22 protein-coding genes and 7 pseudogenes are annotated in these 25,957 nt (G+C 73.8%); 16 read left to right on the forward strand and 13 right to left on the reverse strand.

The genetic code is table 11. The features are described from left to right. Positions 1–419: 419 nt before the first annotated feature. Positions 420–1,814 (forward strand): annotated as a pseudogene (locus WKH84_RS22080) (L-serine ammonia-lyase). Here WKH84_RS22080 and WKH84_RS22085 read toward each other — a convergent pair. The 5 genes and pseudogenes from WKH84_RS22085 to WKH84_RS22105 all read right to left on the reverse strand — a co-directional run bounded on the left by WKH84_RS22085 (position 1,795) and on the right by WKH84_RS22105 (position 5,076). Then, positions 1,795–2,079, reverse strand: coding sequence for a hypothetical protein (locus tag WKH84_RS22085; protein WP_341855121.1), 285 nt, complete (start codon positions 2,077–2,079; stop codon positions 1,795–1,797). The pseudogene WKH84_RS22080 and the gene WKH84_RS22085 sit on opposite strands and share 20 nt — an antisense overlap. Before the next feature lie 394 nt (positions 2,080–2,473). Next, the gene (locus WKH84_RS22090; RefSeq protein WP_341857053.1) at positions 2,474–2,818 is read right to left on the reverse strand and encodes a hypothetical protein; all 345 of its coding nucleotides are present in this window, start codon (positions 2,816–2,818) and stop codon (positions 2,474–2,476) included. Positions 2,819–3,105: 287 nt separating this feature from the next. Beyond that, positions 3,106–3,396 (reverse strand): hypothetical protein, encoded by a 291-nt coding sequence (locus WKH84_RS22095; RefSeq protein ID WP_341857054.1) that lies wholly within the window; start codon positions 3,394–3,396, stop codon positions 3,106–3,108. Positions 3,397–3,476: 80 nt separating this feature from the next. Then, positions 3,477–3,953: pseudogene (locus WKH84_RS22100) on the reverse strand (SDR family oxidoreductase); the annotation flags it as partial. A gap of 19 nt (positions 3,954–3,972) precedes the next feature. Further along, the gene (locus tag WKH84_RS22105) at positions 3,973–5,076 is read right to left on the reverse strand and encodes an NADH:flavin oxidoreductase/NADH oxidase (protein WP_341857008.1); all 1,104 of its coding nucleotides are present in this window, start codon (positions 5,074–5,076) and stop codon (positions 3,973–3,975) included. A gap of 139 nt (positions 5,077–5,215) precedes the next feature. Between WKH84_RS22105 and WKH84_RS22110 the strand changes: the two are divergent. Together WKH84_RS22110 and WKH84_RS22115 are read left to right on the forward strand one after the other, a co-directional pair. After that, positions 5,216–6,741: pseudogene (locus WKH84_RS22110) on the forward strand (AMP-binding protein). Further along, positions 6,644–7,192 (forward strand): hypothetical protein, encoded by a 549-nt coding sequence (locus WKH84_RS22115; RefSeq protein WP_341855122.1) that lies wholly within the window; start codon positions 6,644–6,646, stop codon positions 7,190–7,192. Before WKH84_RS22110 ends, WKH84_RS22115 begins: the two are co-directional and overlap by 98 nt. A 22-nt stretch (positions 7,193–7,214) precedes the next feature. On the opposite strand, the gene WKH84_RS22120 is transcribed toward WKH84_RS22115, so the two are convergent. The 3 genes from WKH84_RS22120 to WKH84_RS22130 form a co-directional block, all read right to left on the reverse strand. After that, a complete protein-coding gene (locus WKH84_RS22120; protein ID WP_341855123.1) occupies positions 7,215–8,000 on the reverse strand; it encodes a hypothetical protein in 786 nt (261 codons plus the stop codon). Between the two features lie 5 nt (positions 8,001–8,005). Next, the gene (locus tag WKH84_RS22125) at positions 8,006–8,782 is read right to left on the reverse strand and encodes a response regulator transcription factor (RefSeq protein WP_341855124.1); all 777 of its coding nucleotides are present in this window, start codon (positions 8,780–8,782) and stop codon (positions 8,006–8,008) included. Positions 8,783–8,875: 93 nt separating this feature from the next. After that, the gene (locus tag WKH84_RS22130) at positions 8,876–10,258 is read right to left on the reverse strand and encodes a histidine kinase (RefSeq protein WP_341855125.1); all 1,383 of its coding nucleotides are present in this window, start codon (positions 10,256–10,258) and stop codon (positions 8,876–8,878) included. A gap of 162 nt (positions 10,259–10,420) precedes the next feature. On the opposite strand from WKH84_RS22130, the gene WKH84_RS22135 reads away from it, so the two are divergent. The 5 genes from WKH84_RS22135 to rlmB all read left to right on the forward strand — a co-directional run bounded on the left by WKH84_RS22135 (position 10,421) and on the right by rlmB (position 14,677). Then, complete coding sequence (locus WKH84_RS22135; RefSeq protein ID WP_341855126.1) at positions 10,421–10,756, forward strand: hypothetical protein; 336 nt, start codon at positions 10,421–10,423, stop codon at positions 10,754–10,756. Next, a complete protein-coding gene (locus WKH84_RS22140; RefSeq protein ID WP_341855127.1) occupies positions 10,657–11,607 on the forward strand; it encodes a substrate-binding domain-containing protein in 951 nt (316 codons plus the stop codon). Before WKH84_RS22135 ends, WKH84_RS22140 begins: the two co-directional genes overlap by 100 nt. Before the next feature lie 72 nt (positions 11,608–11,679). Beyond that, entirely contained in the window at positions 11,680–12,162 is a 483-nt protein-coding gene (locus WKH84_RS22145) for a phage holin family protein (RefSeq protein ID WP_341855128.1), read from the forward strand. 85 nt (positions 12,163–12,247) lie between these two features. Then, entirely contained in the window at positions 12,248–13,693 is a 1,446-nt protein-coding gene (gene cysS / locus WKH84_RS22150) for a cysteine--tRNA ligase (RefSeq protein ID WP_341855129.1), read from the forward strand. Positions 13,694–13,714: 21 nt separating this feature from the next. Beyond that, positions 13,715–14,677 (forward strand): 23S rRNA (guanosine(2251)-2'-O)-methyltransferase RlmB, encoded by a 963-nt coding sequence (rlmB, locus tag WKH84_RS22155; protein ID WP_341855130.1) that lies wholly within the window; start codon positions 13,715–13,717, stop codon positions 14,675–14,677. 98 nt (positions 14,678–14,775) lie between these two features. Here the strand turns inward: rlmB and WKH84_RS22160 are convergent, their stop codons facing one another. The 4 genes and pseudogenes from WKH84_RS22160 to ugpC form a co-directional block, all read right to left on the reverse strand. Next, positions 14,776–14,994: a hypothetical protein gene (locus WKH84_RS22160; protein WP_341855131.1), complete on the reverse strand. Its 219-nt coding sequence runs from the start codon at positions 14,992–14,994 to the stop codon at positions 14,776–14,778. Next, entirely contained in the window at positions 14,994–15,464 is a 471-nt protein-coding gene (locus WKH84_RS22165) for a hypothetical protein (protein WP_341855132.1), read from the reverse strand. Before WKH84_RS22165 ends, WKH84_RS22160 begins: the two co-directional genes overlap by 1 nt. Before the next feature lie 28 nt (positions 15,465–15,492). Next, positions 15,493–16,734 (reverse strand): annotated as a pseudogene (locus tag WKH84_RS22170) (DUF4032 domain-containing protein). 281 nt (positions 16,735–17,015) lie between these two features. Beyond that, positions 17,016–18,100: pseudogene (ugpC, locus tag WKH84_RS22175) on the reverse strand (sn-glycerol-3-phosphate ABC transporter ATP-binding protein UgpC). 327 nt (positions 18,101–18,427) lie between these two features. Between ugpC and WKH84_RS22180 the strand changes: the two are divergent. The 3 genes and pseudogenes from WKH84_RS22180 to WKH84_RS22190 form a co-directional block, all read left to right on the forward strand. Further along, a pseudogene (locus tag WKH84_RS22180) lies at positions 18,428–18,565 on the forward strand (peptide deformylase); the annotation flags it as partial. 113 nt (positions 18,566–18,678) lie between these two features. After that, complete coding sequence (locus tag WKH84_RS22185) at positions 18,679–19,044, forward strand: peptide deformylase (protein ID WP_341857009.1); 366 nt, start codon at positions 18,679–18,681, stop codon at positions 19,042–19,044. Positions 19,045–19,640: 596 nt separating this feature from the next. Beyond that, the gene (locus WKH84_RS22190) at positions 19,641–19,991 is read left to right on the forward strand and encodes a hypothetical protein (RefSeq protein ID WP_341855133.1); all 351 of its coding nucleotides are present in this window, start codon (positions 19,641–19,643) and stop codon (positions 19,989–19,991) included. Between the two features lie 106 nt (positions 19,992–20,097). Here WKH84_RS22190 and WKH84_RS22195 read toward each other — a convergent pair whose 3' ends face one another. Further along, positions 20,098–20,610, reverse strand: coding sequence for an inorganic diphosphatase (locus WKH84_RS22195; RefSeq protein WP_341855134.1), 513 nt, complete (start codon positions 20,608–20,610; stop codon positions 20,098–20,100). A gap of 117 nt (positions 20,611–20,727) precedes the next feature. Here WKH84_RS22195 and WKH84_RS22200 point away from each other — a divergent pair, with 117 nt between their 5' ends. The 5 genes and pseudogenes from WKH84_RS22200 to ftsH all read left to right on the forward strand — a co-directional run bounded on the left by WKH84_RS22200 (position 20,728) and on the right by ftsH (position 25,956). Continuing rightward, on the forward strand, positions 20,728–21,135 hold the full coding sequence (locus WKH84_RS22200; protein WP_341855135.1) for a D-alanyl-D-alanine carboxypeptidase: 408 nt from the start codon (positions 20,728–20,730) through the stop codon (positions 21,133–21,135). 1 nt (position 21,136) lies between these two features. Next, a complete protein-coding gene (locus tag WKH84_RS22205; protein ID WP_341855136.1) occupies positions 21,137–22,114 on the forward strand; it encodes a D-alanyl-D-alanine carboxypeptidase in 978 nt (325 codons plus the stop codon). Between the two features lie 27 nt (positions 22,115–22,141). Further along, entirely contained in the window at positions 22,142–22,864 is a 723-nt protein-coding gene (tilS, locus tag WKH84_RS22210; RefSeq protein WP_341855137.1) for a tRNA lysidine(34) synthetase TilS, read from the forward strand. Positions 22,865–23,279: 415 nt separating this feature from the next. Next, a complete protein-coding gene (hpt, locus tag WKH84_RS22215) occupies positions 23,280–23,810 on the forward strand; it encodes a hypoxanthine phosphoribosyltransferase (RefSeq protein ID WP_341855138.1) in 531 nt (176 codons plus the stop codon). A 106-nt stretch (positions 23,811–23,916) separates the two neighbouring features. Then, positions 23,917–25,956, forward strand: a pseudogene (ftsH, locus tag WKH84_RS22220) (ATP-dependent zinc metalloprotease FtsH). Position 25,957 lies beyond the last annotated feature (1 nt).

Genomic DNA, 25,957 nt, shown 5'->3' on the forward strand with positions numbered 1-25,957 from the left:
GGAGGAGGAGCCGCAGGAGCGCCGCGGGGGACCGCGGCGCGGCGGCGCTCCCGGCCGGGGCAAGAGCGCGGGCGCCGGACGAGGCGGGGCGAAGGGGGCTCGCGGCGGCGGGCGCGGTGCGGGCAAGGGCTCCGCGGCCGGAAAGGGGTCCGGCGGCAAGGGCTCCGGCGGCACCGGCCGCGGCGGCAGGGACTCCGGCGGCACGGGGCGCGGCCAGGACTCCGGCCAGGGCCGGGGCACCGGACGCGCGGGCGGCCGCGGCCGCTCCGGCGCGCCGAGCCGCGCCCGCGACGGCACGGGGGACGATGATCGTCGTGCCGTGACGCGTCGGGGGGAGCACCCCCGGTCACGGCGCGCAGTGCCCGCCTGCACGCGCGGCGGGCACGATCGACACGACGAGGACGTCGAGGAGGACTGCGGTGAGCATCAGCACGTTCGACATGTTCAAGATCGGCATCGGCCCGTCGAGCTCCCACACGGTGGGACCCATGCGGGCGGCGGCGCAGTTCGCGCACGAGGTGCTCTCGGACCCGGAGACGGGTCCCCAGGTCGCCGAGGTGGAGGTCCACCTGTACGGCTCGCTCGCCGCGACCGGCGAGGGGCACGGCACCCTCTCCGCGATCGTGATGGGCCTGGAGGGCTCGGATCCGGAGACCGTGGACCCGGTCGCGGGCAGGGAGCGCGTCGAGCGGATCGAGGCCGAGGGCAGGTCGCTGCTCGACGGCCGGCACGAGGTGTCGCTGCGACCCTCCTCGATCGTCCGCACCCGCTGACCTTCCTGCCCCAGCACTCCAACGGGATGACCTTCATCGCCGAGGACGCGAGCGGCTCCGAGCTCGTGCGCCGACCGATGTTCTCCGTCGGCGGAGGCTTCGTCGTCGACGAAGCGGACATGGACCGCTCGATCGCGGAGGTCGCCGCGGAGGACGAGGGCCGCACCATCTTCACCACCGGGGCCGAGCCGCTGCGGGTGTGCGAGGACCGGGGGATCTCGATCTCCGACGCGATGCTCGCTGCGCGAGAGGCAGTGGCGGGACGACGAGGAGATCCGCGAGGGCCTGCTGAGGATCTGGCGCACCATGGACGACTGCATCCAGCGCGGCATCCGCACCCCGGGCACCCTCCCCGGCGGGCTCGAGGTCAAGCGCCGCGCCGCCTCCTGGTACGACTCGCTCTCCGCCGAGGACCCGGCGCGCCTGCCCATGAACTCCTTCGAATGGGTCTCCCTCGCCGCGCTCGCCGTGAACGAGGAGAACGCCGCCGGCGGCCGCGTCGTCACCGCGCCGACCAACGGGGCCGCCGGGATCATCCCGGCCGTGCTCTTCTTCGCGACCAACTACATCGAGGGCGTGGACCCCGACGAGATCGCGGTGCGCTTCCTGCTGACCGCCGGGGCGATCGGCTCGCTCTACAAGGAGCACGCCTCGATCTCCGGCGCCGAGGTGGGTCGCCAGGGCGAGGTGGGCTCGGCCTGCTCGATGGCGGCCGCGGCGCTGTGCGAGGTGATGGGTGGCAAGCCCGCCCAGGTCGAGAACGCCGCCGAGATCGCGATGGAGCACAACCTGGGCCTGACCTGCGACCCCGTCGGCGGTCTGGTGCAGGTGCCCTGCATCGAGCGCAATGCGATGGCGGCGGTCAAGGCGATCACCGCGGCGCGCTTCGCGCTGCGCGGCACCGGCGAGCACTTCGTCTCCCTCGACACCGTCATCGAGACGATGCGGCTGACGGGCAAGGACATGTCCGAGCGGTACAAGGAGACCGCCATGGGCGGGCTCGCGGTCACCGCGGTGCCGGTCAGCGTCCCGGACTGCTGAGCGGACCGTCCATCGGCCCGCCGAGGCCCCAGGGTCCCGAGGGGCCCTCTCCCGACGGAGCGGGCCCCTCGCCGTCGGGTCCCGACGGCGCCGCGCTCGCCGCGCCCGGCGGCAGGAACCGCACCTCGCGGGGCACCGCCGCGGCGCCCAGCCGGTCCCGCACCAGGCTCCGGAGCTCCTCGGCGCTCGGCGGCACCGCGTCGGTCGCGACCGGGGCGAGGACCACCTCGGCGAGGGTCCGCACGTCGAAGCGCGCATCGGGCACCACCTGCGCCCGCGCCGAGGCGACGCCGGGAGCGGAGCGCGCGCGACGCGCACCGTCGCGGCGGGGTCGTGGAGCATCCCGCCGGAGGAGACCGAGCCGTCCGCCCGGCCCAGCACACGCACCCTCCCATCGGCCGTGATCTCCCCGCGATCGGTGACCAGCTCCCGACCGCCCGTGAACGGGGTGCGGGCGCACAGCGCAGCCCCGTCGAGTTCCCGCAGGTGCACGCCGTGCAGAGGGCGACCGTCCACGCACAGCGAGCCGGTCTCGGTGGTGCCGTAGACGTCGTGGACCCGGGCCCGGAAGTGGCGCGCGAGGTCCGCGCGCAAGACGGGGAGAGCACGTCGGAGCCCGCGACGACGCGGTCGATCGCGAGCGGACGCCCGCCGCCGAGCTACCGGTCCGCGCGCAGCAGGTCCGCGAGGTGCACCGGCACCCCGGTGGAGCGCCGCGGGCGAGGTGCGGTGCGCAGCAGGGCGATGCGCTCCGCGGCGGGCAGATGCGTGAGGTCAACGAGCGGGGCGCCGAGGGTGAGGGCGCCCAGCGTCGCGACCAGTCCGTGGCCGTGCACCCCCGGCGCGGCGCAGGCCGTGACCCGGCCCGGCCGCGACCCGATCCGACGGGCGAGGTCCGCCAGGGAGAGCAGCCTGCGCGGGGGAGAGGGGGCCGCGCCGCGCGGCCGGGGAGCACCGGTGGAGCCGCTCGAGCGCGGCTCCAGCACGTCGGGGCCGGCGAGCACCGCGGCGAGCACCTGGCGCGCGGGGCCTCGGCCGGCAGGGCGGCGAGGCCGGCGCGGTCCGCCGTGGCGGTGCCGCTGCGGTGCAGACGCACGAGGTCCAGCGGCTCCCCTCCGGTGAGGGTGCCGTGTCGGTCCACGAGCACCACCGCGCGGGGCCTCGCCCCGACCCGCGCGCGCAGGGCGGCGCCGACGTCCAGGGCGGGCAGGGCCAGGGGAGCGCGGGGGCGGGAAGCGCGGGCCCGGGCCGCCCTCCCCGCCGCCCCGGAGCCCGGCCGGCGTCCGGTGCCTCATCGCCGTCGCTCCTGCTCGGCGCGGCCCTGCCCGCCGTAGCCCCGGCCCTGCCCGTCGCGGCCGCACGGCGCGGAGCCGCGGGCGGCGAGCCTCCGTGCGACCTCCGCCCCGGCGCCCGCACCACGGGCCGCGAGGGCGGGTGCGGCCTGCGAGAGCACCGCGGCGAGCCGTGCCCAGGGCGGGGAGACCAGCGCCGGGGCGCGGTCCAGCCCCCGCGGCACCCGGGCGGCGGCCTGCGCGGGCGTGAGCGCTCCCCGGGGCCGGTCGCCGTAGGTCGGGGCGGCCATCGCGGTCGCCACCAGCGGCGCTCGACCACGGTGATCCGCACCCCGGCCTGCTCCGCCTCGGGCCGGATCGCCCGCAGCCAGGCGTCCAGCCCAGCCTTCGAGGCGCCGTAGGCGGCCCAGCCCGGGGTCGGGATCCGGGCGGAGGCGCTGGTCGCCACGAGGAGGAGTCCCCCGCCGGCGCGGCTCATCGGCGCGAGCAGGGCGAGCAGCAGCGCGGCCGGGCCGAGCATGTTCGTGCCCGTGAGACGCACGAGGTCGTGCGGGCGCCCGATCGTGTCGGCGAGGGAGCGGCGCAGCGAGTGGCCCGCGAGGGAGACGACCGCGGAGGGCGCCCCGTGCGCCGCGAGCACCTCCGCGGCGAGCTCCGCGACCGCCTCCTGGTCCCGCAGATCGCAGGGGTGCACCGTGGCGGTGCCGCCCGCCGCGCGCACCCGCTCGGCCAGCGCCTCGAGCCTGCCCCGATCCCGGGCCGTGAGCGCGAGGTCCTCGCCGCGCGTGGCCAGCTCCAGGCACAGCGCGGTGCCGACGCCGCCGCTCGCCCCGGTCACCAGGATCATCGTCGGCCTTCCGTGCCGCTCACCAGGAGCCGCGGTGGTAGGCGCCGGGGTAGAGCGCAGGATCGCGCACCCCAAGCTCGTGCGCGGCGCGCTGGGGCCAGCCCGGCTCGCGCAGGGCCGCCCGACCCACGGCCACGAAGTCGGCGTCCCCGCGCTCGAGCACCTCCTGGGCGCCGTGCGGATCGGTGATCAGGCCGACGGCCGCGACCGGCATCGAGACGGCGTCGCGCGCCGTCCGGGCGAAGCCGACCTGGTACTCGGGCCCCACCGCGATATCCGCGATGACGGCACCGCCGGTGGAGACGTGCAGGGCGTCGACGCCGACCTCCTCGAGCTCGCGGGCGAGCTCGACGGACTGCGTGATGTCCCAGCCCCCGTCGATCCAGTCGGTCGCGCTGATGCGCACGATCAGCGGGCGGTCGGCCGGCCAGGCCTCGCGCACCGCCGCGGCGATCTCCCGGGCCAGGCGGCGCCGTCCCGGCCCGTCGCCCCCGTACTCGTCGGTGCGCGTGTTCACCAGCGGCGAGAGGAACTCGTGGACGAGATAGCCGTGGGCGAAGTGAAGCTCGACCGCGTCGAAGCCCGCCTCCTCGGCCCGGCCGGTCGCGGCGACGAAGTCGGCGACCACCCCGGCGATCTCCTCCTTCCCCAGCGCATCCGGCGCATCCAGCCCCGGGAAGGGCTCCGGGGTGGGGCCGACGGTGCGCCAGCCCGCGGCGAACTCCGGCACCGTGCCGCGCCGCGCGCGGTAGCGGGGCAGGGCCGGCCAGGTGGAGGCCTTGCGGCCGGCATGGGCGAGTCGCACGGCGATGCGGGCGCCCTGGCCCTGGCAGAAGGAGGTGATCCGCCGCCACGCGTCGGTCTGCTCGCGGTTCCACAGCCCGGTGTCCTGCGGGCTGATGCGTCCCTCGGGGGAGATCGCCGTCGCCTCCGTGACGATCATCCCGAAGCCGCCCGCGGCCCGCGCGCCGAGGTGCACCAGGTGCCAGTCGGTGGGCACCCCGTCCCGCTCCTCGACCATGTACTGGCACATCGGGGCGAGCCAGATGCGGTTGCGCAGCTCGAGACGACGCAGCTGCGCCGGGGCGAGCAGGGCGGGGGTGACGGCGGGGTCGGGGGCCATGGTCCCCCACGGTAGTCGGCCCGGCCCGGAGGGCGTCGGTCCGCCCATGACCGTCGTGAGCGTGACGTGCATCTCCTGCGATACGGTGTTCGCGTCCATCCGCCCCGGTCGCCCCGGGGCCCGTGAAGCAGGAGTGTTCATGACTGACGAGGCCGTCACCGGGATCGAGAACCTCTCCCAGGAGACCCGCACCTTCTCCCCACCCACCGATTTCGTGCAGGACGCGGTCGCCCGCCCCTCGCTCTACGAGGAGGCCGAGCGGGACCGCCTCGCGTTCTGGCGCTCGCGCGCAAGCCTGCTGAGCTGGGAGACGCCCTTCACCGAGACGCTGGACTGGTCGAACCCGCCCTTCGCGCGCTGGTTCGCCGACGGCACCCTCAACGTCGCCTACAACTGCGTGGACCGCCACGTCGAGTCCGGCCACGGAGACCAGGTCGCGCCGCTGGCCGAGTACGAGGACGGCTCCGACGCCACGTTCACCTATGCGGACGTCAAGGACGAGATCTCCCGCATGGCGAACGTGCTCGTGGACCTCGGCGTGAGGACCGGCGACCGCGTCGCGATCTACCTGCCGATGATCCCCGAGGCCGTCTTCGCGATGCTCGCCTGCGCCCGTCTCGGCGCGCCCCACTCGGTCGTCTTCGGCGGCTTCAGCGCCGACGCGCGCGCTCCCGGATCGAGGACGCCGAGGCGCGCGTGGTGATCACCGCCGACGGGCAGAACCGTCGCGGCAAGCGGCTCCCGCTCAAGCCCGCGGTCGACGAGGCGCTCGCCGGCGGCGCGGACTCCGTCGAGAAGGTGCTCGTGGTGCGCCGCACCGGCGAGGACGTGGAGTGGACCGAGGGCCGTGACGTGTGGTGGCACGAGGCGAGGGAGACCGCCTCGACCGAGCACGCGCCGGTGCCGGTGGAGGCCGAGCACCCGCTGTTCATCCTCTACACCTCCGGCACCACCGGGAAGCCCAAGGGCATCGTCCACACCACCGGCGGATATCTCACCCAGGCCGCGTACACCCACCGCAACGTCTTCGACCTCAAGCCGAGGTCCGACGTGTACTGGTGCACCGCCGACGTCGGCTGGATCACCGGGCACACCTACGTCGTCTACGGCCCGATGGCCAACCGCGCCACGCAGGTGATCTACGAGGGCACCCCGGACACCCCGCACCAGGGCCGCTGGTGGGAGATCGTCGAGAAGCACGGGGTCACCCTGTTCTACTCCTCGCCCACCGCGATCCGCACCGCCATGAAGTGGGGCGAGGACATCCCCGCGAAGCACGACCTCTCCTCCCTGCGCCTGCTCGGCGGCGTCGGCGAGGCGGTCAATCCCGAGGCATGGATGTGGTACCGCCGCGTCATCGGCGGGGACCGCTGCCCGATCGTGGACACCTGGTGGCAGACCGAGACCGGCGGCATCATGATCTCGCCGCGCCCGGCATCACCGCCACCAAGCCCGGCTCCGCGCAGGTGCCGCGCCCGGGATCGGCGCGGACGTCGTGGACGAGAACGGGACGTCGGTCGCGAACGGCGAGGGCGGCTATCTCGTGCTCGACAAGCCCTGGCCCGGCATGCTCCGCGGCATCTGGGGCGACCCGGAGCGGTTCAAGGAGACCTACTGGTCCCGTTTCGAGGGTCTCTACTTCGCCGGCGACGGCGCCAAGCGTGACGAGGACGGCGACATCTGGTCGCTGGGCCGCGTGGACGACGTCATGAACGTCTCCGGCCACCGCCTCTCGACCATGGAGATCGAGTCCGCGCTGGTCGGCCACGACTGGGTCGCCGAGGCCGCCGTGGTCGGCGCGAACGACGAGACCACGGGCCAGGCGCCCGTCGCCTTCGTGATCCTGCGCGGCGGGAGCGCGGAGGAGATCGCGGCCGCCGGCGGCGAGGAGAAGGTCCCGGAGTCGCTGCGGGCCCATGTGGGCAAGGAGATCGGCCCGATCGCGAAGCCGAAGCGGGTGCTGGTGGTCACCGAGCCGCCCAAGACCCGCTCGGGCAAGATCATGCGCCGCCTGCTGCGCGACGTCGCCGAGAACCGTCAGGTGGGGGACACCCAGACCCTTGCCGACGCCTCGGTGATGGACCTGATCCAGCAGGGGATGTCCGGGAAGTCCTGAGGGACGCCGGGCCCGGGGACGTTCAGCGGGTGAGCGTGACGTCCCCGGTCTCGGTGACGGCGGTCAGCGTGCCCGCGGACTCCGCCTCGGAGCCGCGGAGCGCGGGGTCCACGGTGACCTCGCCCAGCGAGTCGCGCGTCTCGACCTGCCACGTCGAGGTGCCCCCGACCGCGATCCGCACGTCGCCGAGCTCGGTCACGGCCCCGACCGCTCCGCTCGCCTCCGCGGGGAGCCGCACGGAGATGTCCCCGAGGGTCGAGGAGAGGTCCACGGCCGTGGGTCCGGGGGCGGCGAGGTCGGCCTCGATCCCCCCGACCCCGGTCGAGACGGTGACGTCCTGCGCGATGCTCGTGGTGCCCAGGTGCACGTCGCCCACGTCGGAGCGCACCGCGAGGGAGCCGAAGTCGCCCTCGGCCACCACGTCCCCCACATCGGTGCGGAGGTCGAGGTCCAGCTCGTGCCCGACCGGGACCAGCACGAGCACGTCACGCGTGTCGTCGAGGCCGGGCCAGGTGGAGTAGCTCTCGGGCTGGCTCACGGCGATGGACGCGGCGGAGCCCGTGCCGCTGCGCTCGAGACGGGCGCGGACCTGCTCCCCGGCCGGCGACGGGACCGTGGTGCCCGGGGTGACGAGCGAGAGCGTCACCTCATCGACCTCCTCGGAGGGTCGCACCCGCACATCGCCGAGGGTGCTGGTCAGCCGCAGCGAGGAGGGGGTCCCGAGACCCGCGGTCGCGGGGACGTCCTGGTAGGCGCGGCCGTTCCACCAGGTGAAGGCCGTCGAGGCGGCCAGGAGCAGGATCACCACCAGCATCACGGCGCCGCCGGCGAGGACGACGCCCCGCCGCCAGGGGAGGTCGCGCTCGCGGGAGGGCGTGAGCCGGCGCGGCGGGTCGTACCGACGCTCCGAGGGCAGGCCGCGCCCCGCCCGCGAGGTGCCGTCGCCCACCACGGCGGCGTCCACCTCCCGCGCGCCGCGCCGCCGTCCGACGCGGCAACGCCGCGCGCGGCGGGCCCGCGGTCCACGGTGCTCACGTCCGGTCCTCCGACTCCAGATAGCGCAAGCACCGCCATGACCCGTCGGTTCTCGCCGTCCACGGGCGGCAGGTCCAGCTTCGTGAGCAGGGAGGAGATGTGCTTCTCGACGCTTCCGGCGGAGACGAACAGCGCATCGGCGATCGCCTGGTTCGAACGCCCCTGCGCCATCAGGGAGAGCACCTCGCGCTCCCGCGGGGTGAGCGCCTCGAGGGTGCGGCGCCGGCGGGAGCGGACGAAGATCTGCTGGACCACCTCAGGATCCAGCCAGGTCCCGCCCTCGCCGACGTCGGTGACCACGCCGAGGAACTCCTCGACGTCCGCGACCCGGTCCTTGAGCACGTAGCCCAGGCCGTGCGAGGAGTCGGCGATGAGATCGGAGGCGTAGCGCTCCTCGACGTACTGGGAGAGCACCAGCGGCGCCACCTCGGGATCCTGTCGCCGGATCAGCACCGCGGCCCGCACGCCCTCGTCGGTGAACGTCGGCGGCATCCGCACGTCGATCACCGCGAGGTCGGGCCCGTGGTAGGAGACGGCGGCGAGCGGCCCCCGCATCGCCCACCGCGGCGACCACCTCGTGGCCGGCGTCGGTCAGGAGCCTCTCGAGCCCGGCGCGCAGCAGCACGGCGTCGTCGGCGATCACGATCCTCATCGGGGGACCTCCAGGGTCTGGTCTCGGGGCCCGTTCCCGTCGGCCGGGCGCGGGAGGGGGACGGCGGTCAGGTCGGCGGACAGGGCCGGTCGCAGGGGAGCGGCGTCGGAGGCCGGCGCGCCGGTGGGCAGTACGGCCTCGAGCACGGTGCCGCCGCCGGCGGGGCCGCTGATCCCGAGCACGCCGCCGGTGGCTCGGACCCGGTCGGTGAGCCCGGCGAGGCCGGTGGAGAGCCCGTCGCGGCGCACCCGCGCCCCGCCGCGCCCGTCGTCCTCGATCCGCACCCGCGGCGCGTGCGGGTCCTGGCGCACGCTCACGGAGACCTGCTCGGCCTCCGCGTGCTTGGCGATGTTGGTCAGCGCCTCGGCGACCACGAAGTAGGCCACGCCCTCCCGCTCCCGGTCCAGCCCGGCGTGCGCCGGCCCCAGCAGGGAGACGTCGAGGTCGACGGGGATGCGGGAGCGGGCGGCGAGGGCGGAGAGCGCCGCATCCAGGCCCCGGTCGGTGAGCACCGCCGGGTGGATCCCGCGGGCGAGCTGGCGCAGGTCGGTCATCACGGCCTTCGCCTCCGCATGCGCCTCGCCGACGAGCCGCTCGGCCCGGTCCGGGTCGGTGCGGATCGCGGTGCGGGCGAGGCCCAGGGTCATGGCGAGGTTCACCAGGCGCGGCCGCACCCCGTCGTGGAGATCCCGCTCGATGCGCGCCGCTCCTGGGCGGCGGCGTCGACCGCGCCCTGACGCCGTTCGGCGAGGTCCGCCACCTGCTCGCGGCTCCTCCTCGGAGCCGGAGATCAGGCCGCGGGCGAGACCGCGGTCGGCGAGCGCGCCGAGGGCGAGCGAGACCGCGCAGAGCGCCAGGGCCGCGGTGCCGAGCACGGCGAGGGCCCAGCGGGACAGCTCCAGGCTCGCGATCCGGACGGGGCCGTGCAGCGGCGCGAGCTCCCAGCCGGACCAGCCCAGCCACAGCATCGCGAGGGCGACGAGCAGGAACGCCCCGGCCACGATCATCGCGAGGTGGTGGTGGAGGACCCCGCGCCAGAACCCGCCGGTGCCGAGCTCGAACCAGCGGTCCTGGAGCCAGCCGGTCGCACCGCGACGCAGCGAGCGGCGCCGAGCGGGGATGTTCACCCCGATGCCGTGCACCGCGACCGCGCGGCGCCGCTCGATCCGCACCGCGACCTGCATCAGCAGCAGCCAGGGGACCAGCAGCAGCGACCCCGCGCCCAGCGCGGGCAGGGCGCTCAGCCCCGTCACGAGCATGACGATGCTCGCCACGCACCAGGTGAGGCTCAGCACCCCGCCGACGACCACCGAGGCCAGCGCGGCGGGGGAGATCCGGGACCGGGCGGGCGCCCCGGTCCTCTCGCTCGTCTCGTCCATGGCTCGACCCTAGAGGGGCCCTCGCGACCGGTCCCACCGGGTCCGCCGTCGGCATGCGCGGGGGATATCCCCCGCGCCGCCGGCGCCGGGTGAGCCATCCCGCACCGATCGCACCCGCGGACCTGCCGCCGCCGCCGCCGCCGATGCGGTTCAATGGAGGCCATGAGCAGTGACGCCACCTCCTCCGACAGCTCCCTCGACCCCCACAACGACGCGGCCGCCGCCGAGGCCGACGACGGCTCGACCGGCCAGATGGTCGAGGACGTGGAGTCGACCGCCGCCGAGATCGACGCCGACGGCGCCTCCCGCGGCACCCTCCGCGACGTCGCGAACTCGCTGGGGATCTCCAGCGCGGTCGCGCGCGCGCCCTGCGCGGCGCCGACGAGATCAAGCCCCGGATGGTGGAGCGCGTGCGCGAGGCCGCCGAGCGCCTCAACTTCCCGCTCGAGGAGCTCAGCGGGGAGACGGAGCACCGCGGCGTCGTCGCCGTGCTCGTGAACACCATGCGCAACACCTGGATCTCCGACCTCGTCCGCTCGATCCGCATCGAGCTCGCCGCCACCGGCCGCACCGCCGTCGTCGTGCCCACCCGTCGGCGCCTGCCGGAGTACCCGGTCGCCGTGGACACCGACGCGATCGAGAACCTCGTCCACCTCGGCGTGGACGGCTTCCTGATGGTCTCCGACCTCGCCGACATGGACGAGGTCTTCGAGGCCACCGGCAACCGCCCCTTGGTCGGGATCGGTCGCTCGAAGGAGCTCGTCGGCCGGATCGACACGGTCCGCATCGACGACGAGGTCGGGCAGGGCCTCCTGGTCGACCACCTGGTGAGCCTCGGCCACCGCGAGATCGCTCACGTCGGCGGGGTCGGCGCGGCCGTCGCCCGCGAGCGCGCCGACGCCTTCCGCGCCGCGATGGCGCGCCACGGGCTGGCGGACTCCGCCCGGGTCGAGCCGGGCGACTTCACCGAGCAGGTCGGCCAGACCGCCGGGTCGATGCTGCTGCGCGGGAGCCAGGTCCCCACCGCGGTGACCTGCTCCAACGACGTCACCGCCGTCGGCGTGCTCTCCGCGGCCCGCGAGGCCGGCTACGACGTGCCGGAGGCCTTCGCGGTCGCCGGCTACGGCAACACCTCGCTCGCCTCCTCCGGCGTCGCGGAGCTGACGAGCGTGGACCCGAACTCGGAGCGGCTCGGCGCCCTGGCGGCCCAGATGCTGGTGGACCGCGTCTCCGGCCACGAGGAACCCTTCCGGGACGTCGCGGTCGCTCCCTCCCTGGTGGCGCGCCGCACCACCGCCGCCGGCCCCCGCGCCGAGACCACCCGCCGCAAGCGGATCTCGGTGGACTGAGCCCTCGGCCCGCTCCCTCGATCCGGCACGATCCGACACAGAAACGCCCGCACCCTGCGATAGGCTCCGATCATGATCAACACCACGAACGACCCGAGCACGCCGCCCACCCAGCGGTCCATCGGCGAGCTCGTCCAGTCCATCCGCGATGAGCTCCTGGGCGTCGTCCATCACGAGATCGACATCGCCAAGAAGGAGATCACGGCCCTCGGCATCAAGGTCGGCATCATCGCCGCGATGGCCGCCGTCTCGCTGTTCCTCCTCCTGTCGGCCTGGGTCATCTCGCTGTTCGCGGCCGCGACCGGCCTGCAGGCGCTCGGGTCGCCGGCCTGGGGCTCCTTCCTCATCGTCGCCGGGGTGTTCGTCCTCCTCGGTGCGATCGCCGGGCTGGTCGCCTTCCTGGTCTCCAGGAAGCTGAAGGCCCCCGAGACCACGATCGAGACCGCCCAGTCCGCGGTTCAGGCCGTCCAGGGCAAGCGCCGCAGCAACGCCGTCTCCTACGACGACACCTTCGAGGAGCTCTACGGCAAGCAGGTCAGCGCCCGCGCCGAGTGACCGCCCGGGGAGCGATCGGCCCGACCGAGCGCGTCGGACGAGCGCTCTGAGCTGAGACGGCCCCACCAGGCAGTACCCTGGGGACGTGACTCTCCACCTGCACGACACCGCCACCCGCACCACTGCACCGTTCACCCCGGTGCGCGAGGGGGCGGTGTCGCTGTACGTCTGCGGTCCCACCACGCAGGGCGCGCCCCACCTCGGGCACCTGCGCACCTTCCTCTCCTTCGACGTGCTGGTGCGCTGGCTCGAGCGCAGCGGCTACGAGGTCGCGCACATCCGCAACGTCACCGACATCGACGACAAGATCCTCGTGAAGTCCGCCGAGGCGGGCGCCGAGTGGTTCGCCTGGTCGCTGCGCTTCGAGCGCGAGTTCCAGGACGTGCTGGACCGGATCGGGAACCGCCGCCCCACCTACGAGCCGCGCGCCACCGGGCACGTGCCCGAGATGATCGAGCTCATGCGCCGCCTGATCGAGCGGGGCCACGCCTACGCCGACGGCGCGGGATCCGTCTACTTCGACGTCGCCTCCCTGCCCACCTACGGCGCGCTGACCCGCCAGTCCCTCGAGGACATGCAGGACGCCGGCGAGGAGATGGAGCCCGGCAAGCGCGACCGCCGCGACTTCGCCCTGTGGAAGTCGGCGAAGGCGACCGAGCCGGAGACCGCCTCCTGGGACACGCCCTTCGGCCGCGGCCGGCCCGGCTGGCACCTCGAGTGCTCCGCCATGAGCCGCAAGTACCTCGGCGAGACCTTCGACATCCACGCCGGCGGGCTCGACCTGCGCTTCCCGCACCACGAGAACGAGCAGGCGCAGTCCCACGCCGCCGGCTACGGCTTCGCCCAGCGCTGGATGCACTCCGGCATGGTCACGGTCGACGGGCTGAAGATGGGCAAGAGCCTGGACAACTTCGTCACCGCCGCCGATGCGCTCGGGGAGCACCCCGCCGCGGCGGTGCGCCTCGCCCTCGTCGGCGGCCACTACCGCGCGACGATCGAGTACAACACCACCGCGATGCGGGAGGCGGAGACGGTGTGGGAGCGGTTCTCCGCGACCGCACGCCGCGCCGCCGAGCGGCTCGAAGGGGCCCCGATCGCCGCGGCCGACGCCGACCTGCGCGCCGTGGAGCCGCCGCAGGAGTTCGTCGCGGCGATGGACGACGACCTCTCCGTCCCCGAGGCGCTCGCGGTGATCCACCGCGAGCAGGCGGCGCTGAACACGCTCCTGGCCGCGCGCGGCGGGGCGGGCGGCGCCCAGGTCGCCGAGGGCCTCGGCCGTCTGCGGGCCATGCTCGACGTGCTGGGGCTGGATCCGCTGGGCGAGCAGTGGGGCGGGGAGGCAGGCGCCTCCGGGGCGGAGCACGCGGCGCTCGACGCGCTGATCTCCGCGCGGCTCACCGCCCGCGAGGCGGCGCGCGCCGAGAAGGACTGGGCCCGGGCCGACGCGGCGCGTGATGCGCTGACCGCCGCCGGGATCCGCATCGAGGACGGCCAGGGCGGCGCCCGCTGGACCCTCGAGACCCGAGACTGAGCAGGACTGAGGAGACCATCCATGGCAGGCAACAGCTCGCGCCGCGGCGCGGTGCGCAAGGGCAAGAAGGGCGCGACCGTCGGCTCCGGCGGCGTGCGCCGACGGGGGCTGGAGGGCAAGGGCCCGACCCCGAAGGCCGAGGAGCGCCCGAACCACAAGAAGTACTCCGGCGGCTCGGGTTCCGGCGCCGCGGGACGACGCGGCGGGCCCAAGGCCAAGGGCAAGGCGCCCGGCAGCGACCAGGTCGCCGGCCGCAATGCGGTGCTGGAAGCGCCGCGGGAGGAGATCCCCGCCACCCAGCTGACCCTCATGGTGCGGATCGACGCCGACGAGCGGGTGCGGGAGATCATGCGCCTGGCCGCGGCGCGGGCGGCGCCGGTCGTCGAGGCGACCCGCACCGACCTCGACCGCATGACCGACCACTCGGTGCACCAGGGTGTGGCGCTGACGATCCCGCCCTACGAGTACGCCGAGGTCGATGAGTCGCTCGAGATCGCCGCGGACCGCTTCGAGCCGCCGCCGCTGGTCGCGCTAGACGGCATCACCGACCCCCGCAACCTCGGCGCGATCCTCCGCTCGGCCGACGCCTTCGGCGCGCACGGCGTGATCCTGCCGGAGCGGCGCGGCGTGTCGATGACCGCGAGCGTGTGGAAGGTCGCCGCGGGCGCCGCCGGCCGCGTCCGCGTCGCCCAGGTCACGAACCTCAACCGCACCCTCGCCTCGCTCAAGGAGCAGGACGTGTTCGTGCTCGGCCTCGACGCGGACGGCGACGTCACCTCGCGCGAGCTCGAGCTCGGCACCCAGCCGGCGGTGCTCGTCGTCGGCGCCGAGGGCAAGGGCCTCTCCCGCCTCGCGCGGGAGACCAGCGACCAGGTGGTCTCGATCCCGATGGCGGGGCGCTCCGAGTCGCTGAACGCCTCGGTCGCCGCCGCGATCGCGCTCTACGAGATCTCCGGGGTCCGGGACCAGCACGGACTGGCCTGACCCTCCTGGCCCGGCCTGAGCCTCCGGGCCCGGCCTGCCCCCTGGCCCTGCCTGCCGCGAGAGCCCGGGCCCGGCCCGAGAGCCCCGGCCTGCGCGCCTCAGCGCGCGGCGCCGGGCTCCCTGCCCCGCACCGAGCGGACCGGGATCAGCACGTGGGGCGGCGCCAGCTGGATGACGGGGCCGAGCGCGATCGCGTAGACGACGGTGCCGAGCCCGAGCGGTCCGCCCAGCGACCATCCGGTCACCAGCACGATCACCTCGAGCACGATCCGCACCGGCCCGACGGGCCGGGAGAGCACCCGGCTGAGCGCCGTCATCAGCCCGTCGCGGGCGCCCGCACCGAGCGCGCGCCGATGTAGACGGCGCCGCTGATCCCGTTGACCACCACGCCGAGCGCGATGAGGGCGATCGCGACGGGCAGCGAGCTCGCCTGCGGCAGGACCAGCATCCCGAGGTCGATGCTGACCCCCACCCAGATCGCGTTCGCGACCGTGCCGATCCCGAGCCGCTCGCGCGCCGGGATCCACAGCAGGAGGGCGACACGAAGCTCACCGCAATGCTCATCGCCCCCACGGTCGCGCCGAGCCGCTCGGCGAGCGCCGCGTGGAAGACGTCCCAGGGCGCGCCGCCCAGCCCCGAGCGCAGCAAGCATCGCCAGCGACAGCCCGAAGCCGGTCAGCCCGATCATCATCTGCGCGAGCCGACGCCCCAGCCGGTCCACGCCCAGCTGATCGCGCAGGGACAGGTTGTCGAGCCGGGGATGCCAGCGCCGCTGCGACGCGCCCACGTCTTGTCTCGGTCTTCTCGCGACCCGCTCAGGCCTCGACGATCGGCAGGGCCGAGGTCTCGGTGGTCACCAGCGACTTCTCGTCGGGCCGGTGGATGAGCTCGTTGAGGATGTAGTGCCGCACGGTGTCATCGAGGCTCAAGTCGACGCCGGCCTGCTCGGAGAGGAACCACTTGTGCTCGAGCACCTCGTGGAAGAACTCCGGCGGCTCGAGCTTCGAGCGCATCGACCGGGGGATCGCCCGGACCACGGGCTCGTACTGATCCTTGAGCCACTCGTGGGCGACGAACTCCTCCTCCTCGGCCTGCTTGCTCCGTGTCCGCGCGGAACTGGTCGAGGTCGTTCAGGAGTCGACGTGCCTGGTTCTCCTGGGCGTCGATGCCGGTCAGGCGCAGCAGGCGCCTCGAGTGGTGACCGGCGTCGACGACCTTGGGGCGGATCGAGAGGGTGGTGCCGTCGAGGTCGGTGGTGATCTCGAGCTCGCCCACGTCGAAGCCGAGCTTGTTCAGCCGCTCGATCCGGGCGGAGACCCGCCAGCGCTCGTCGGCGGAGAAGCGCTCCGAGGAGGTCAGCGCCTCCCACAGCTCCTCGTAGCGGGCCACGAGGTCGTCGCCGATCTCGACAGGGTCGACCTCGGGGTCGATCATGTCGCCTGCCTGAAGGTCCATCAGCTCGCCGATGATGTTGGTGCGGGCGAGGTCGAGATCGTAGTGGCGCCGCCCGGCCGTGAGCGTCTCGTACAGGGAACCGGTCTCGACGTCGACGATGTAGGCGGCGAAGGCCCCCGCGTCACGGCGGAACAGCGTGTTCGACAGCGACACATCGCCCCAGTAGAAGCCCTCCAGATGCGCCGCACCAGCAAGACGGCGAGCGCGTCGAGCAGGCGCTGGGCGGTGTCCTGGCGCGAGACCTGACTGAACACGGCCCGATAGGGGAGGGAGAACTGCAGATGACGGGTGATCAGCACGGCGTCCAGCGCCTCGCCGGAGCGGCCCGTGCGACCGGAGACCACGGCGAAGGGCTCGACCGAGGGGATGCCGATCCGGCCGAGCACCTTGAGCGTGTCGTACTCGCGCTGGGCGAGGTGGTGGTTGATCTCCTTGAGCGCGAGCACCCGCCCCGAGACCCGCACGAAGCGGACCACATGGCGGGAGATGCCGCGGGGGAGCGCGGCCAGGATCTCGTCGGGCCACTGCTCCAGCGGCGTCTCCCAGGGCAGATCCAGCAGTGCAGGGTCTGCACGGGACGCGGTGATCTCCAGGGGTGCCATGGGTCCATTCTCTCCCGAGCGCGAGGGCCAGGCCCATACGCTTCCACATTTCACGTCGGTCCGACGGGAAGATCACGGCCCGGGACGTCGTGTCGTCGCGGCCCCGAGGCCGCCGGGAACCATCCCGGGGCCGACGGGGCGGCGCCGAGCCCGCCGGGGACGGACGACGGAGCCGCCCGGGACGGACGACGGAGCCGCCCGGGACGGACGACGGAGCCGCCCGGGACGGACGACGGGCGCCCGGCTGGAGCCGGACGCCCGTCATGCGGAGCGGGGGGTGCTCAGTCGCCCAGGCGCTTGCCCGACTTCGCGTCGAAGAGGTGCAGGTGGCCCTCCTTGGGACGGAAGTAGACGGTCTCGCCCTTGGCCGGGGGACGGCGGCCGTCGACGCGCGCGATGAACGGCTTGGCGGTCTCGTCGCGCCGGCGCGGCGGCCGTAGATGAACGCGTCCGCGCCGAGCTCCTCGACCACGTCGACCTCGACCGCGATGCCCTGTTCGTCGCCGACGAGCTCGAGGTCCTCGGGACGCACGCCCACGGTGACGGTGGACTGGTCGGTGTCCGAGAGGGTCGCACGGTCCACGGGCGACACGGCGCCGCCGAACTGGACACCCTGGTCGGTGAGCTTCTCCTCGAGCAGGTTCATGGCGGGGGAGCCGATGAAGCCGGCCACGAACACGTTGTTCGGGTGGTCGTACATGCGGCGCGGGGAGTCGATCTGCTGGAGCACACCGCGGTCGAGGACGGCCACGCGGTCGCCCATCGTCATCGCCTCGGTCTGGTCGTGCGTGACGTACACGGTGGTGACGCCGAGACGACGCCGCAGCGAGGCGATCTGGGTGCGGGTCGAGACACGCGGCTTCGCGTCGAGGTTCGACAGCGGCTCGTCCATCAGGAACACCTGCGGGGAGCGCACGATCGCACGGCCCATGGCCACACGCTGGCGCTGACCGCCGGAAAGCGCCTTCGGCTTGCGGTCGAGGTACTCGGTGAGGTCCAGGATCGCCGCGGCGTCCTCGACGCGCTTGCGGATCTCCGCCTTCGGGGTGCCGGCGATCTTCAGGGCGAAGCCCATGTTGTCGGCGACCGTCATGTGCGGGTACAGCGCGTAGTTCTGGAACACCATGGCGATGTCGCGGTCCTTCGGCGGGACGTCGGTGACGTCACGATCGCCGATGAGGATGCGGCCCGCGTCGATCTCCTCGAGACCGGCGAGCATGCGCAGGGAGGTCGACTTGCCGCGGCCCGAGGGGCCGACAAGGACGAGGAACTCGCCGTCGCCGATCTCGATGTTGAGGTTGTCGACCGCGGGGCGCTCCTGGCCCGGGTAGATCCGGGAGGCGTTGTCGAACGTGACTGTTGCCATGGTGGTTCTCCTTCACCGGCAGGTACGTGCCGGACGATCCGTTATGAAGTGACTGTGACACCGGTTCGGGGGAGCTCCTCGAGGGTGCTCCATCGCACCGGCACGGCAGAGTGTATCCCACGTCTCACCCTCCTGGTGCGCCCTGCCGCCGACGGCGCGCCGTCGTCCCGGCGGCGCCCTGCCCGGCCCGTGGGCGGACCGCGGCGACACCGGACCCGGCGTTCTCCCGTGCACGGCGCGGGCACGGGATACTGGGGCGGTGGACACTGCTGAGCTGACCCGGAAGATCCTGGACCGACGCCCCCGCGAGGGCGCCCCGCGCGCATCGTGCAGGCAGGGCACCCCGCCCTCCGCCGCACCGCCGTCGCCGCCCGCGACCGCCTCGAGCCCGCGCTCCTGGCGGAGCTCGCGGATGCCATGACCGTGACGATGAGGGACGCGCCCGGCGTCGGTCTCGCCGCCCCGCAGATCGGGTCGCCGCTGAGCTTCTACGTCGTCGAGGACCCCTTCGCCGCCGAGGAGGGGGAGGACCCCGAGGACGAGCCGCTCGAGCGCCGACCGCTCGCGCGCGCGCCCTGCTGGACCCCGTCGTCGAGCCGGTCGGGGACGAGACCGTCTTCGCCTTCGAGGGTCGCCTCTCGGTTGACGGCTGGCAGTCGATCGTGCCCCGCTCGCGCCGGGTGCGCCTGCGCGCCCAGGAGCTTCTGCCCGGCGGCTCCCTGCGCGAGGTCGACGAGGAGCACGTGGGCTGGACCGCGCGGATCCTCCAGCACGAGACGGACCACCTGGGCGGGATCCTCTGCCACGACCGGATGGTGCCCCGCTCCTTCGTGGAGGCCGGCTACGTCCACCACTACGCCGACCTCGGCGAGGCCGTGCGCCGACTGGGCCTGAGCGGCGACATCGCCGAGCTCGGCGAGGGCGAGGTCGTGCCGCGCCGCTGAGGCGCCGCGCGCCCGGTCCGCACTGCCCGGTCCGCGCCGGGGCTGTGCGGCATCCGCGGCGTCGCCATGTCCCCGTCGGGCGCGGAGCCGACCGCGGACCGGGCGTCCGCCGTGCGCACCCGCCGTCCAGGAGCGCGGCCCCGTGCGCGATACCGTTGCCCTGTTCAGGACCCCGACGAATGGAGGCCCAGGTGGCCACGAACTCCCCCGCAGCCCCGTCCCGCGCGACCACGGAGCCCCCGCGACGCGACCCGACGACCTCCCCCTCGAGGAGGGCTCCCTCGACGAGCGACTCGACGAGCGCTGGCTCTCGCTGATCGACGCCGCGCTCAAGGTCCAGGCGCCGCTGGCCCGCACCTACGTCGAGCACCTGCGCGCCAAGCACCCGGAGGCGACGGACCGTCAGTCGCTGGAGAAGGTCACCTCGCGCTTCACCGCGCTGACCACCGCGACCGGCGCCGGCATCGGCGGCGTCGCGGCGCCGCCGGGCCTCGGCACCGCCGCCGCGATCGGCCTCACCGTGTGGGGAGGGGCTCTCCTTCGCGGAGTCCTGCGCCTTCCTCACCCTTGCCGCCGCCGACATCCACGGCGTCGACATGACCGACCGCGAGACCCGACGCCTCGTGTCGCTGGGCGTGCTCGGCGGCGAGCGCGGCGCCGAGATCATCGGCAAGGCGCTCGGCCGGCAGGGCATGCGCTGGAACTCGGTCCTCGGCGGCGGGGGCCTCCTGCCCGGCTTCGTCACCAAGCAGGTCAACAAGTACGTGCGGCGCCGGGTCGTGGCCCGCACCGGCGGTCTGTGGCTCGCACGCCTGGTGCCCTTCGGGATCGGCGCGGTCCTCGGCGGACTCGGCGCCCGCGTCGTGGCACGCTCCGTGGTCGAGGCGATGCTCGAGATCTTCGGGCAGGGGACGCAGGGCCCGGAGGGCGAGCTCACCCGGTGCTGAGCGGGAGGTCCGGGCGTCGCGCCCGCAGTCACGCCCGCACATGATGACGGGGCCGGTCCCTCAGGAGCGGCCCCGTCATCGTGCGTCCTGCGCGGACGGACCGCGCTCAGACCTCCTGCGTGAACTCGTTGGCGTGCTCGGTGCCGACAGCACGCTGGTAGGAGCGGCGGATCTCCGCCTCCGCGTCGCTGCGGCCCTCCCAGTGCGCGCCCTCGACGCTCTTGCCCGGCTCGAGATCCTTGTAGACCTCGAAGAAGTGCTGGATCTCCAGACGGTGGAACTCCGAGACGTCGGTCAGCTCCTGGCGGCGCACCTGACGGCGATCGCCCACGGGCACCGCGACGATCTTGTCGTCGCCGCCGGCCTCGTCGCGCATGCGGAACATGCCCAGCGCGCGGCGGCCGATCAGGCGACCCGGGAAGGTCGGCTCCTCGAGCAGGACCAGGCAGTCCAGCGGGTCGCCGTCCTCGCCGAGGGTCCCCTCGATGAAGCCGTAGTCGTCCGGATAGCGCGTCGCGGTGAAGAGCATCCGGTCCAGGCGGATCCGCCCGTTGTGGTGGTCCACCTCGTACTTGTTCCGGTTCCCGCGAGGGATCTCGATGGTCACGTCGAATTCCACGACAGCCGCTCCATTGCTCCGGCCCCGTGGGCCACTTCATTGCTCCGGCCCCAGGGGCCGCTTCCGATGACCGGGACACCATATCGTGGTGGCATGGCCCTTCGAGCAACCGAGCGCATGTGGCGCACCGTCGCCGTCGTGATGTGCGCGGCACTGCCCGTGAGCTTCTACGTCCTCGGCGACCTGATGGACGCCTTCCCCGGCGTGCTCACCGTGCGCGGCGCCGAGGAGGGCCCCGGCTCCGGCCCCCGCGCCGTCGCGGAGGACTGGGAGCGGGTCGATCCGGCCGAGGCCGTGGCCCCCGTCGGCTCCTCGCCGTCCCCGGTCGACCCCGCCGACCTGCAGCGGCGCATGGCCGCGAAGGCGGAGGCGCCCGTCGTGGGCGGGGGCCTGGCCTTCAGCGTCGTCGCGGCCGAGGACGGCCAGGTGCTCGCCGAGCGGGACTCATCCAGCGCCCTCGTGCCCGCCTCGACCCTCAAGCCGCTCACCGCCGCGGCCGTCGCCGCGGCAGTACACGGGGGATGAGGTGCTGGTCACCCGAGCGACCGTCCAGGACGGCGTGGTGACCCTGGCGGGAGAGGGTGACATGACCCTCACCGAGGAGGATCTGCGCGAGCTCGCCGCGCAGACGGCGGCGCTGGCGGCCGAGCAGGGGACCTCCTCCGTCTCCCTCGCCCTGGACGACTCGTATCTCGTGGGCGGGGCGAACCCGGCCTGGGGTGACAACGGCACGGCGGGCGGCTGGGTCACGCCCACCGCCTCCCTCGCGCTCGAGGAGGGATGGCTCGACGGGGAGCAGTACGGCCCGAAGTCCACCGATCCAGCCGGCGACGCGGCCCAGCGCTTCGCCGAGTCGCTCGGCGAGGAGGGTCTCGAGGTGGCCGGCGGGATCACCGCGGCCGTCGCCCCGGAGGGCGCTCCCGCCGCGGAGATCTCCTCCGAGCCGCTCTCGGAGATCGTGCGCCACACCCTGCTCATCTCCGACAACACCACCGCCGAGTCGCTCGCGCACCTGGTGGCGCTCTCCCGCGGCGAGGAGACCACCCCCGCCGGCGCCGCCGCCGCCGTCGAGGCGGAGATCCGCGAGCTCGGCGCCGAGATGGGGTCGCCCGAGGAGGACCTCGCCGGGCTCGACCTCCGCGACGGCTCCGGCCTCTCGCGGGAGAACCGGGTCCCGCCGGCGGCGCTCGCCGCGGTGCTCGCCCAGGTCGCCTCCGGCGAGGTGCCCGCTCTCGAGCAGATCCTCTACGACGTGCCCGTCGCGGCGCTCTCGGGCACTCTCGCGGACCGCTTCGGCCACGGCGACGACACGGCCGCCGCCGGGCAGGTGCGCGGCAAGACCGGCTATCTCGGCGGCGCCGCGACGCTCGCCGGCGTGACCGTGCTCCCCGACGGTCGCACCGTCGGCTACTCGATCGTGGTCCACGACTTCGACGGCGCCGACGCGGACGCCGCCCGCGCCGCGGTCGACGATGTCGCCGCCGAGATGGTGCAGGTCGACTGATGGCCGGCCCTCCTCCCGTGGTCGCCCGTGCCCGCCGGGCCGTCCGCGCCGCCCTCGCCGAGCGGCTCGAGCGGCTCGCCGACGACACCGGCTCCGGCCACCTCGCCCCGCGCCTGCTGGTCGGCGTCTCCGGGGGCGCCGACTCGCTCGCGGCCGCTGGCGACCACCTGCTGGGTGGGGGAGCGGATGGGGCTCGCGACCGAGGCCGCGATCGTCGACCACGGGCTCCAGGACGGCTCCGCCTCCGTCGCCGCGCGCGCCGCCGCGCAGGCGGAGCGGCTGGGCGCCGAGGCGCACGTGCTCACGCCGTCCGTCGACCTCGCCGCCCCCGGCGGTCTGGAGAATGCCGCCCGCACCGCCCGACACGACGCCCTCGAGCACCTCGCCCGGGAGCGCGGTGCGCTCGCCGTGCCGCTGGGCCACACCCTCGACGACCAGGCGGAGCAGGTCCTGATGGCCCTCGCCCGCGGCGCCGGGCCCCGGGCGCTCGCCGGGATCCGCCGCGCCCGCGGCCACCTGTCGCGCCCCTTCCTCGGCACCGGCCGCGACGAGACCACGGCCCTGCGACGCGCCGACACCGAGGAGATCTGCACCCTCCACGACCTCGAGTGGTGGGAGGACCCGATGAACGCGGATCCCGAGTCGCTGCGCTCGCGGGTGCGCCACCGGGCCCTGCCGCTCGCTGCGCGAGATCCTCGGGGACCAGATCGACGAGAACCTCGCCCGCGGCGCCGACCTGGTCCGCCCTGATGTGGACCATCTCGACGAGGAGGCTCGGGCGTCGCTGCCCGCCCTGCGCCGCGACGCCGGGGAGCTCGCCGAGGTGGGAGACCTGCTCGCACCTGGACGTCCATGCCCTCGCCGCCGTCCCCGCCCCCGTGCGCACCCGCGTCGCGCGCGACGCCTCCCGTTCCGCTCAGCGCGCAATCGATGCAGGTGACGCAGGTGGATCCACGAAATCGCTGCTGCGCAGGCAGGTGCTCGCGCTGGATGCGCTGGTCGTCTCATGGCACGGTCAGGCAGCGGTGCCCGTTCCGGGTAGGATCGAGGTCGCTCGCCGTGACGGCCTGTTGGTGTGGCGCCGTCCCGCTCCGTGAGCCGCGGCGGACGCACCCACCACATCACCTGGAGGAGATCCGCGTGCCCCAGACGCACCCCCACCCCGATGTCGACCGCGTCGCCGCTGGACGAACAGCAGATCCGTGACCGGCTCGCCGAGATCGGCGCGCAGATCGCCGCGGACTACGCCGAGGAGCCCCCGATCCTGGTGGGCGTCCTCAAGGGGGCGGTGATGGTGATGGCGGACCTCGCCCGTTCCATCGACCTCAAGGTCGAGATGGACTGGATGGCGGTCTCCTCCTACGGCTCGGGCACGAAGTCCTCGGGCGTGGTGCGGATCCTCAAGGACCTCTCCGGCGACATCACCGGGCGCAACGTCCTGATCGTCGAGGACATCATCGACTCGGGCCTGACCCTGAAGTGGTCGCTGGCCAACCTCCGCTCGCGCGGGCCGAAGTCCGTGGAGATCGCGACGTCGCTGCGCAAGCCCGAGGCCGCGCGCGTCGAGATCGACGTGAAGTACGTCGGCTTCGACATCCCCAACGAGTTCGTCATCGGGTACGGGCTCGACCATGCGGAGAACTACCGCAACCTTCCCTACGTGGGCGTCCTCGCACGCTCGGTCTACGAGGACTGAACCGGTGGCAGATTCCCCCAAGAGCACGGGCCGCGGCTCGGGCGGCAGGAAGCGCCGCCCCTTCACCTCCGTCGCCCTCTGGATCGTCGTCGCGCCGCTGCTGGGCATGGCGCTGTTCTCCCTGCTGGGCCGTGACGGCTACCAGCAGATCGACACCGAGCAGGGCCTCGAGTCGCTGCAGGGCGACACAGTCGAGCAGGCGAAGATCATCGGCGGCAACCAGCGGCGCGTCGACCTGGTCTTGACCGAGGACTTCAGCGACGGCGAGGAGAACAAGGGCACCCGGGTGCGCTTCGCCTACGTCGACGCGCGCAGCGAGTCGATCGTCTCCGCGGTCGAGGAGTCCGCCCCCTCCGGCGGCTACACCGACGAGATCGCCACCAGCTCGTGGTGGTCCACGCCGCTGCTGTCCTTCCTGCCGCCGCTGATCTTCATCGGCCTGTTCTGGTTCCTCATCATGAACGCCCAGGGCGGCGGCCGGGCGATGCAGTTCGGCAAGTCCAAGGCGAAGCTGTTCAACAAGGAGGCCCCGAAGGTCACCTTCGCCGACGTCGCCGGCGCCGAGGAGGCCGTCGAGGAGCTCGACGAGATCAAGCAGTTCCTCGTGGACCCGGGCCGCTACCAGGCTGTCGGCGCGAAGATCCCCAAGGGCGTCGCCGCTCTACGGCCCGCCCGGCACCGGCAAGACGTCGCTGGCCAAGGCCGTCGCCGGCGAGGCGAACGTGCCCTTCTACTCGATCTCCGGCTCGGACTTCGTGGAGATGTTCGTGGGCGTCGGCGCGAGCCGCGTGCGCGACCTGTTCAACACCGCGAAGGAGAACTCCCCGGCGATCATCTTCATCGACGAGATCGACGCCGTCGGCCGCCACCGCGGCGCCGGCATGGGCGGCGGCCACGACGAGCGCGAGCAGACACTGAACCAGATGCTCGTGGAGATGGACGGGTTCGACGAGAACCAGAACGTCATCCTCATCGCCGCCACCAACCGCGTGGACATCCTCGACCCGGCGCTCGCTGCGCCCGGGCCGCTTCGACCGCCAGATCGCGGTGACCGCCCCGGACCTCAAGGGCCGCCTGCACATCCTCGGCGTGCACGCCAAGGGCAAGCCGCTGGCCCACGACGTGGACCTCGAGGCCGTCGCCAAGCGCACCATCGGCATGTCCGGTGCGGATCTCGCCAACGTGCTCAACGAGGCGGCGCTCGCTCACCGCCCGCTCGGGCAACCAGATCATCGACAACCGCGCCCTGGACGAGGCGATCGACCGCGTCTCCATGGGCCCGCAGCGGTACTCCAAGGTGATGACCGAGCGCGAGCGCCAGATGACCGCGTACCACGAGGGCGGTCACGCCCTGGTCGCCGCGGCGATGAACAACTCCGCCCCGGTCACCAAGGTGACGATCCTGCCGCGCGGTCAGGCCGGCGGCTACACGATGGTGGTCCCCACCCAGGACCGCAACTACCAGTCCCGCAACGAGTCGCTGGACCGCCTCGCCTACGCGATGGGCGGCTACGCGGTGGAGGAGTCGATCTTCCACGACGTCACCACCGGACCCAGCTCCGACCTCCAGAACGCCACCAAGATCGCCCGCACCATGGTGATGCGGCTGGGCATGAGCGCGGCCGTCGGCCAGGTCGCCCTCTCCGGCGACCAGGACGAGGTGTTCGTGGGCATGCAGCAGGGGCAGGGCCCCCGCTTCTCCGACGAGACCGCGAGCGTCGTGGACCAGGAGGTGCGCACGCTCCTGGACAACGCCCTGGACGAGGCCTGGTCCGTGATCGTGCAGAACCGTCACGTGCTGGACCGCCTGGTCGAGGAGTCGCTGGAGAAGGAGACGCTGAACGAGCACGAGCTCGCCGCGATCTTCGCGGACGTCACCAAGCCGCCGCCGCGCGAGGTGTGGGTCTCCAGCGAGGAGCGCCCCTCCCTCGAGGCGCCGTCGGTCGGCTCGACCACGACCGGCACCGGCACCGAGGAGCACGACGCGGGCGAGCCGCTGCAGCCCGGCGCCCCCGAGCCGCCCCATCCGGGCGGCGACGGGCCCGGCATCCCCGGCGCCCCGCCCGGAGGTGCCCCCGGCGGCTCCGGTCCGGCCGGTCCCGGTCAGGGCTACGGCTACAGCGACCACGACGAGACGGAGCGCTGAG

This window comes from Brachybacterium sp. GPGPB12 (genome assembly GCF_038396325.1).
GTDB classification, from domain to species: domain Bacteria; phylum Actinomycetota; class Actinomycetes; order Actinomycetales; family Dermabacteraceae; genus Brachybacterium; species Brachybacterium conglomeratum.

Coding starts and splice junctions, on each gene's coding strand:
- WKH84_RS22095 (WP_341857054.1), bottom strand. CDS start 3,396: ATGGCCGCCCCGACCTACGGCGACCGGCCCCGGGGAGCGCTCACGCCC.
- WKH84_RS22105 (WP_341857008.1), bottom strand. CDS start 5,076: ATGGCCCCCGACCCCGCCGTCACCCCCGCCCTGCTCGCCCCGGCGCAG.
- WKH84_RS22115 (WP_341855122.1), top strand. CDS start 6,644: ATGCTCCGCGGCATCTGGGGCGACCCGGAGCGGTTCAAGGAGACCTAC.
- WKH84_RS22125 (WP_341855124.1), bottom strand. CDS start 8,782: ATGCGGGGGCCGCTCGCCGCCGTCTCCTACCACGGGCCCGACCTCGCG.
- WKH84_RS22130 (WP_341855125.1), bottom strand. CDS start 10,258: ATGGACGAGACGAGCGAGAGGACCGGGGCGCCCGCCCGGTCCCGGATC.
- WKH84_RS22135 (WP_341855126.1), top strand. CDS start 10,421: ATGAGCAGTGACGCCACCTCCTCCGACAGCTCCCTCGACCCCCACAAC.
- WKH84_RS22140 (WP_341855127.1), top strand. CDS start 10,657: ATGGTGGAGCGCGTGCGCGAGGCCGCCGAGCGCCTCAACTTCCCGCTC.
- WKH84_RS22145 (WP_341855128.1), top strand. CDS start 11,680: ATGATCAACACCACGAACGACCCGAGCACGCCGCCCACCCAGCGGTCC.
- rlmB (WP_341855130.1), top strand. CDS start 13,715: ATGGCAGGCAACAGCTCGCGCCGCGGCGCGGTGCGCAAGGGCAAGAAG.
- WKH84_RS22160 (WP_341855131.1), bottom strand. CDS start 14,994: ATGACGGCGCTCAGCCGGGTGCTCTCCCGGCCCGTCGGGCCGGTGCGG.
- WKH84_RS22190 (WP_341855133.1), top strand. CDS start 19,641: ATGACCGACCGCGAGACCCGACGCCTCGTGTCGCTGGGCGTGCTCGGC.
- WKH84_RS22200 (WP_341855135.1), top strand. CDS start 20,728: ATGTGGCGCACCGTCGCCGTCGTGATGTGCGCGGCACTGCCCGTGAGC.
- hpt (WP_341855138.1), top strand. CDS start 23,280: ATGTCGACCGCGTCGCCGCTGGACGAACAGCAGATCCGTGACCGGCTC.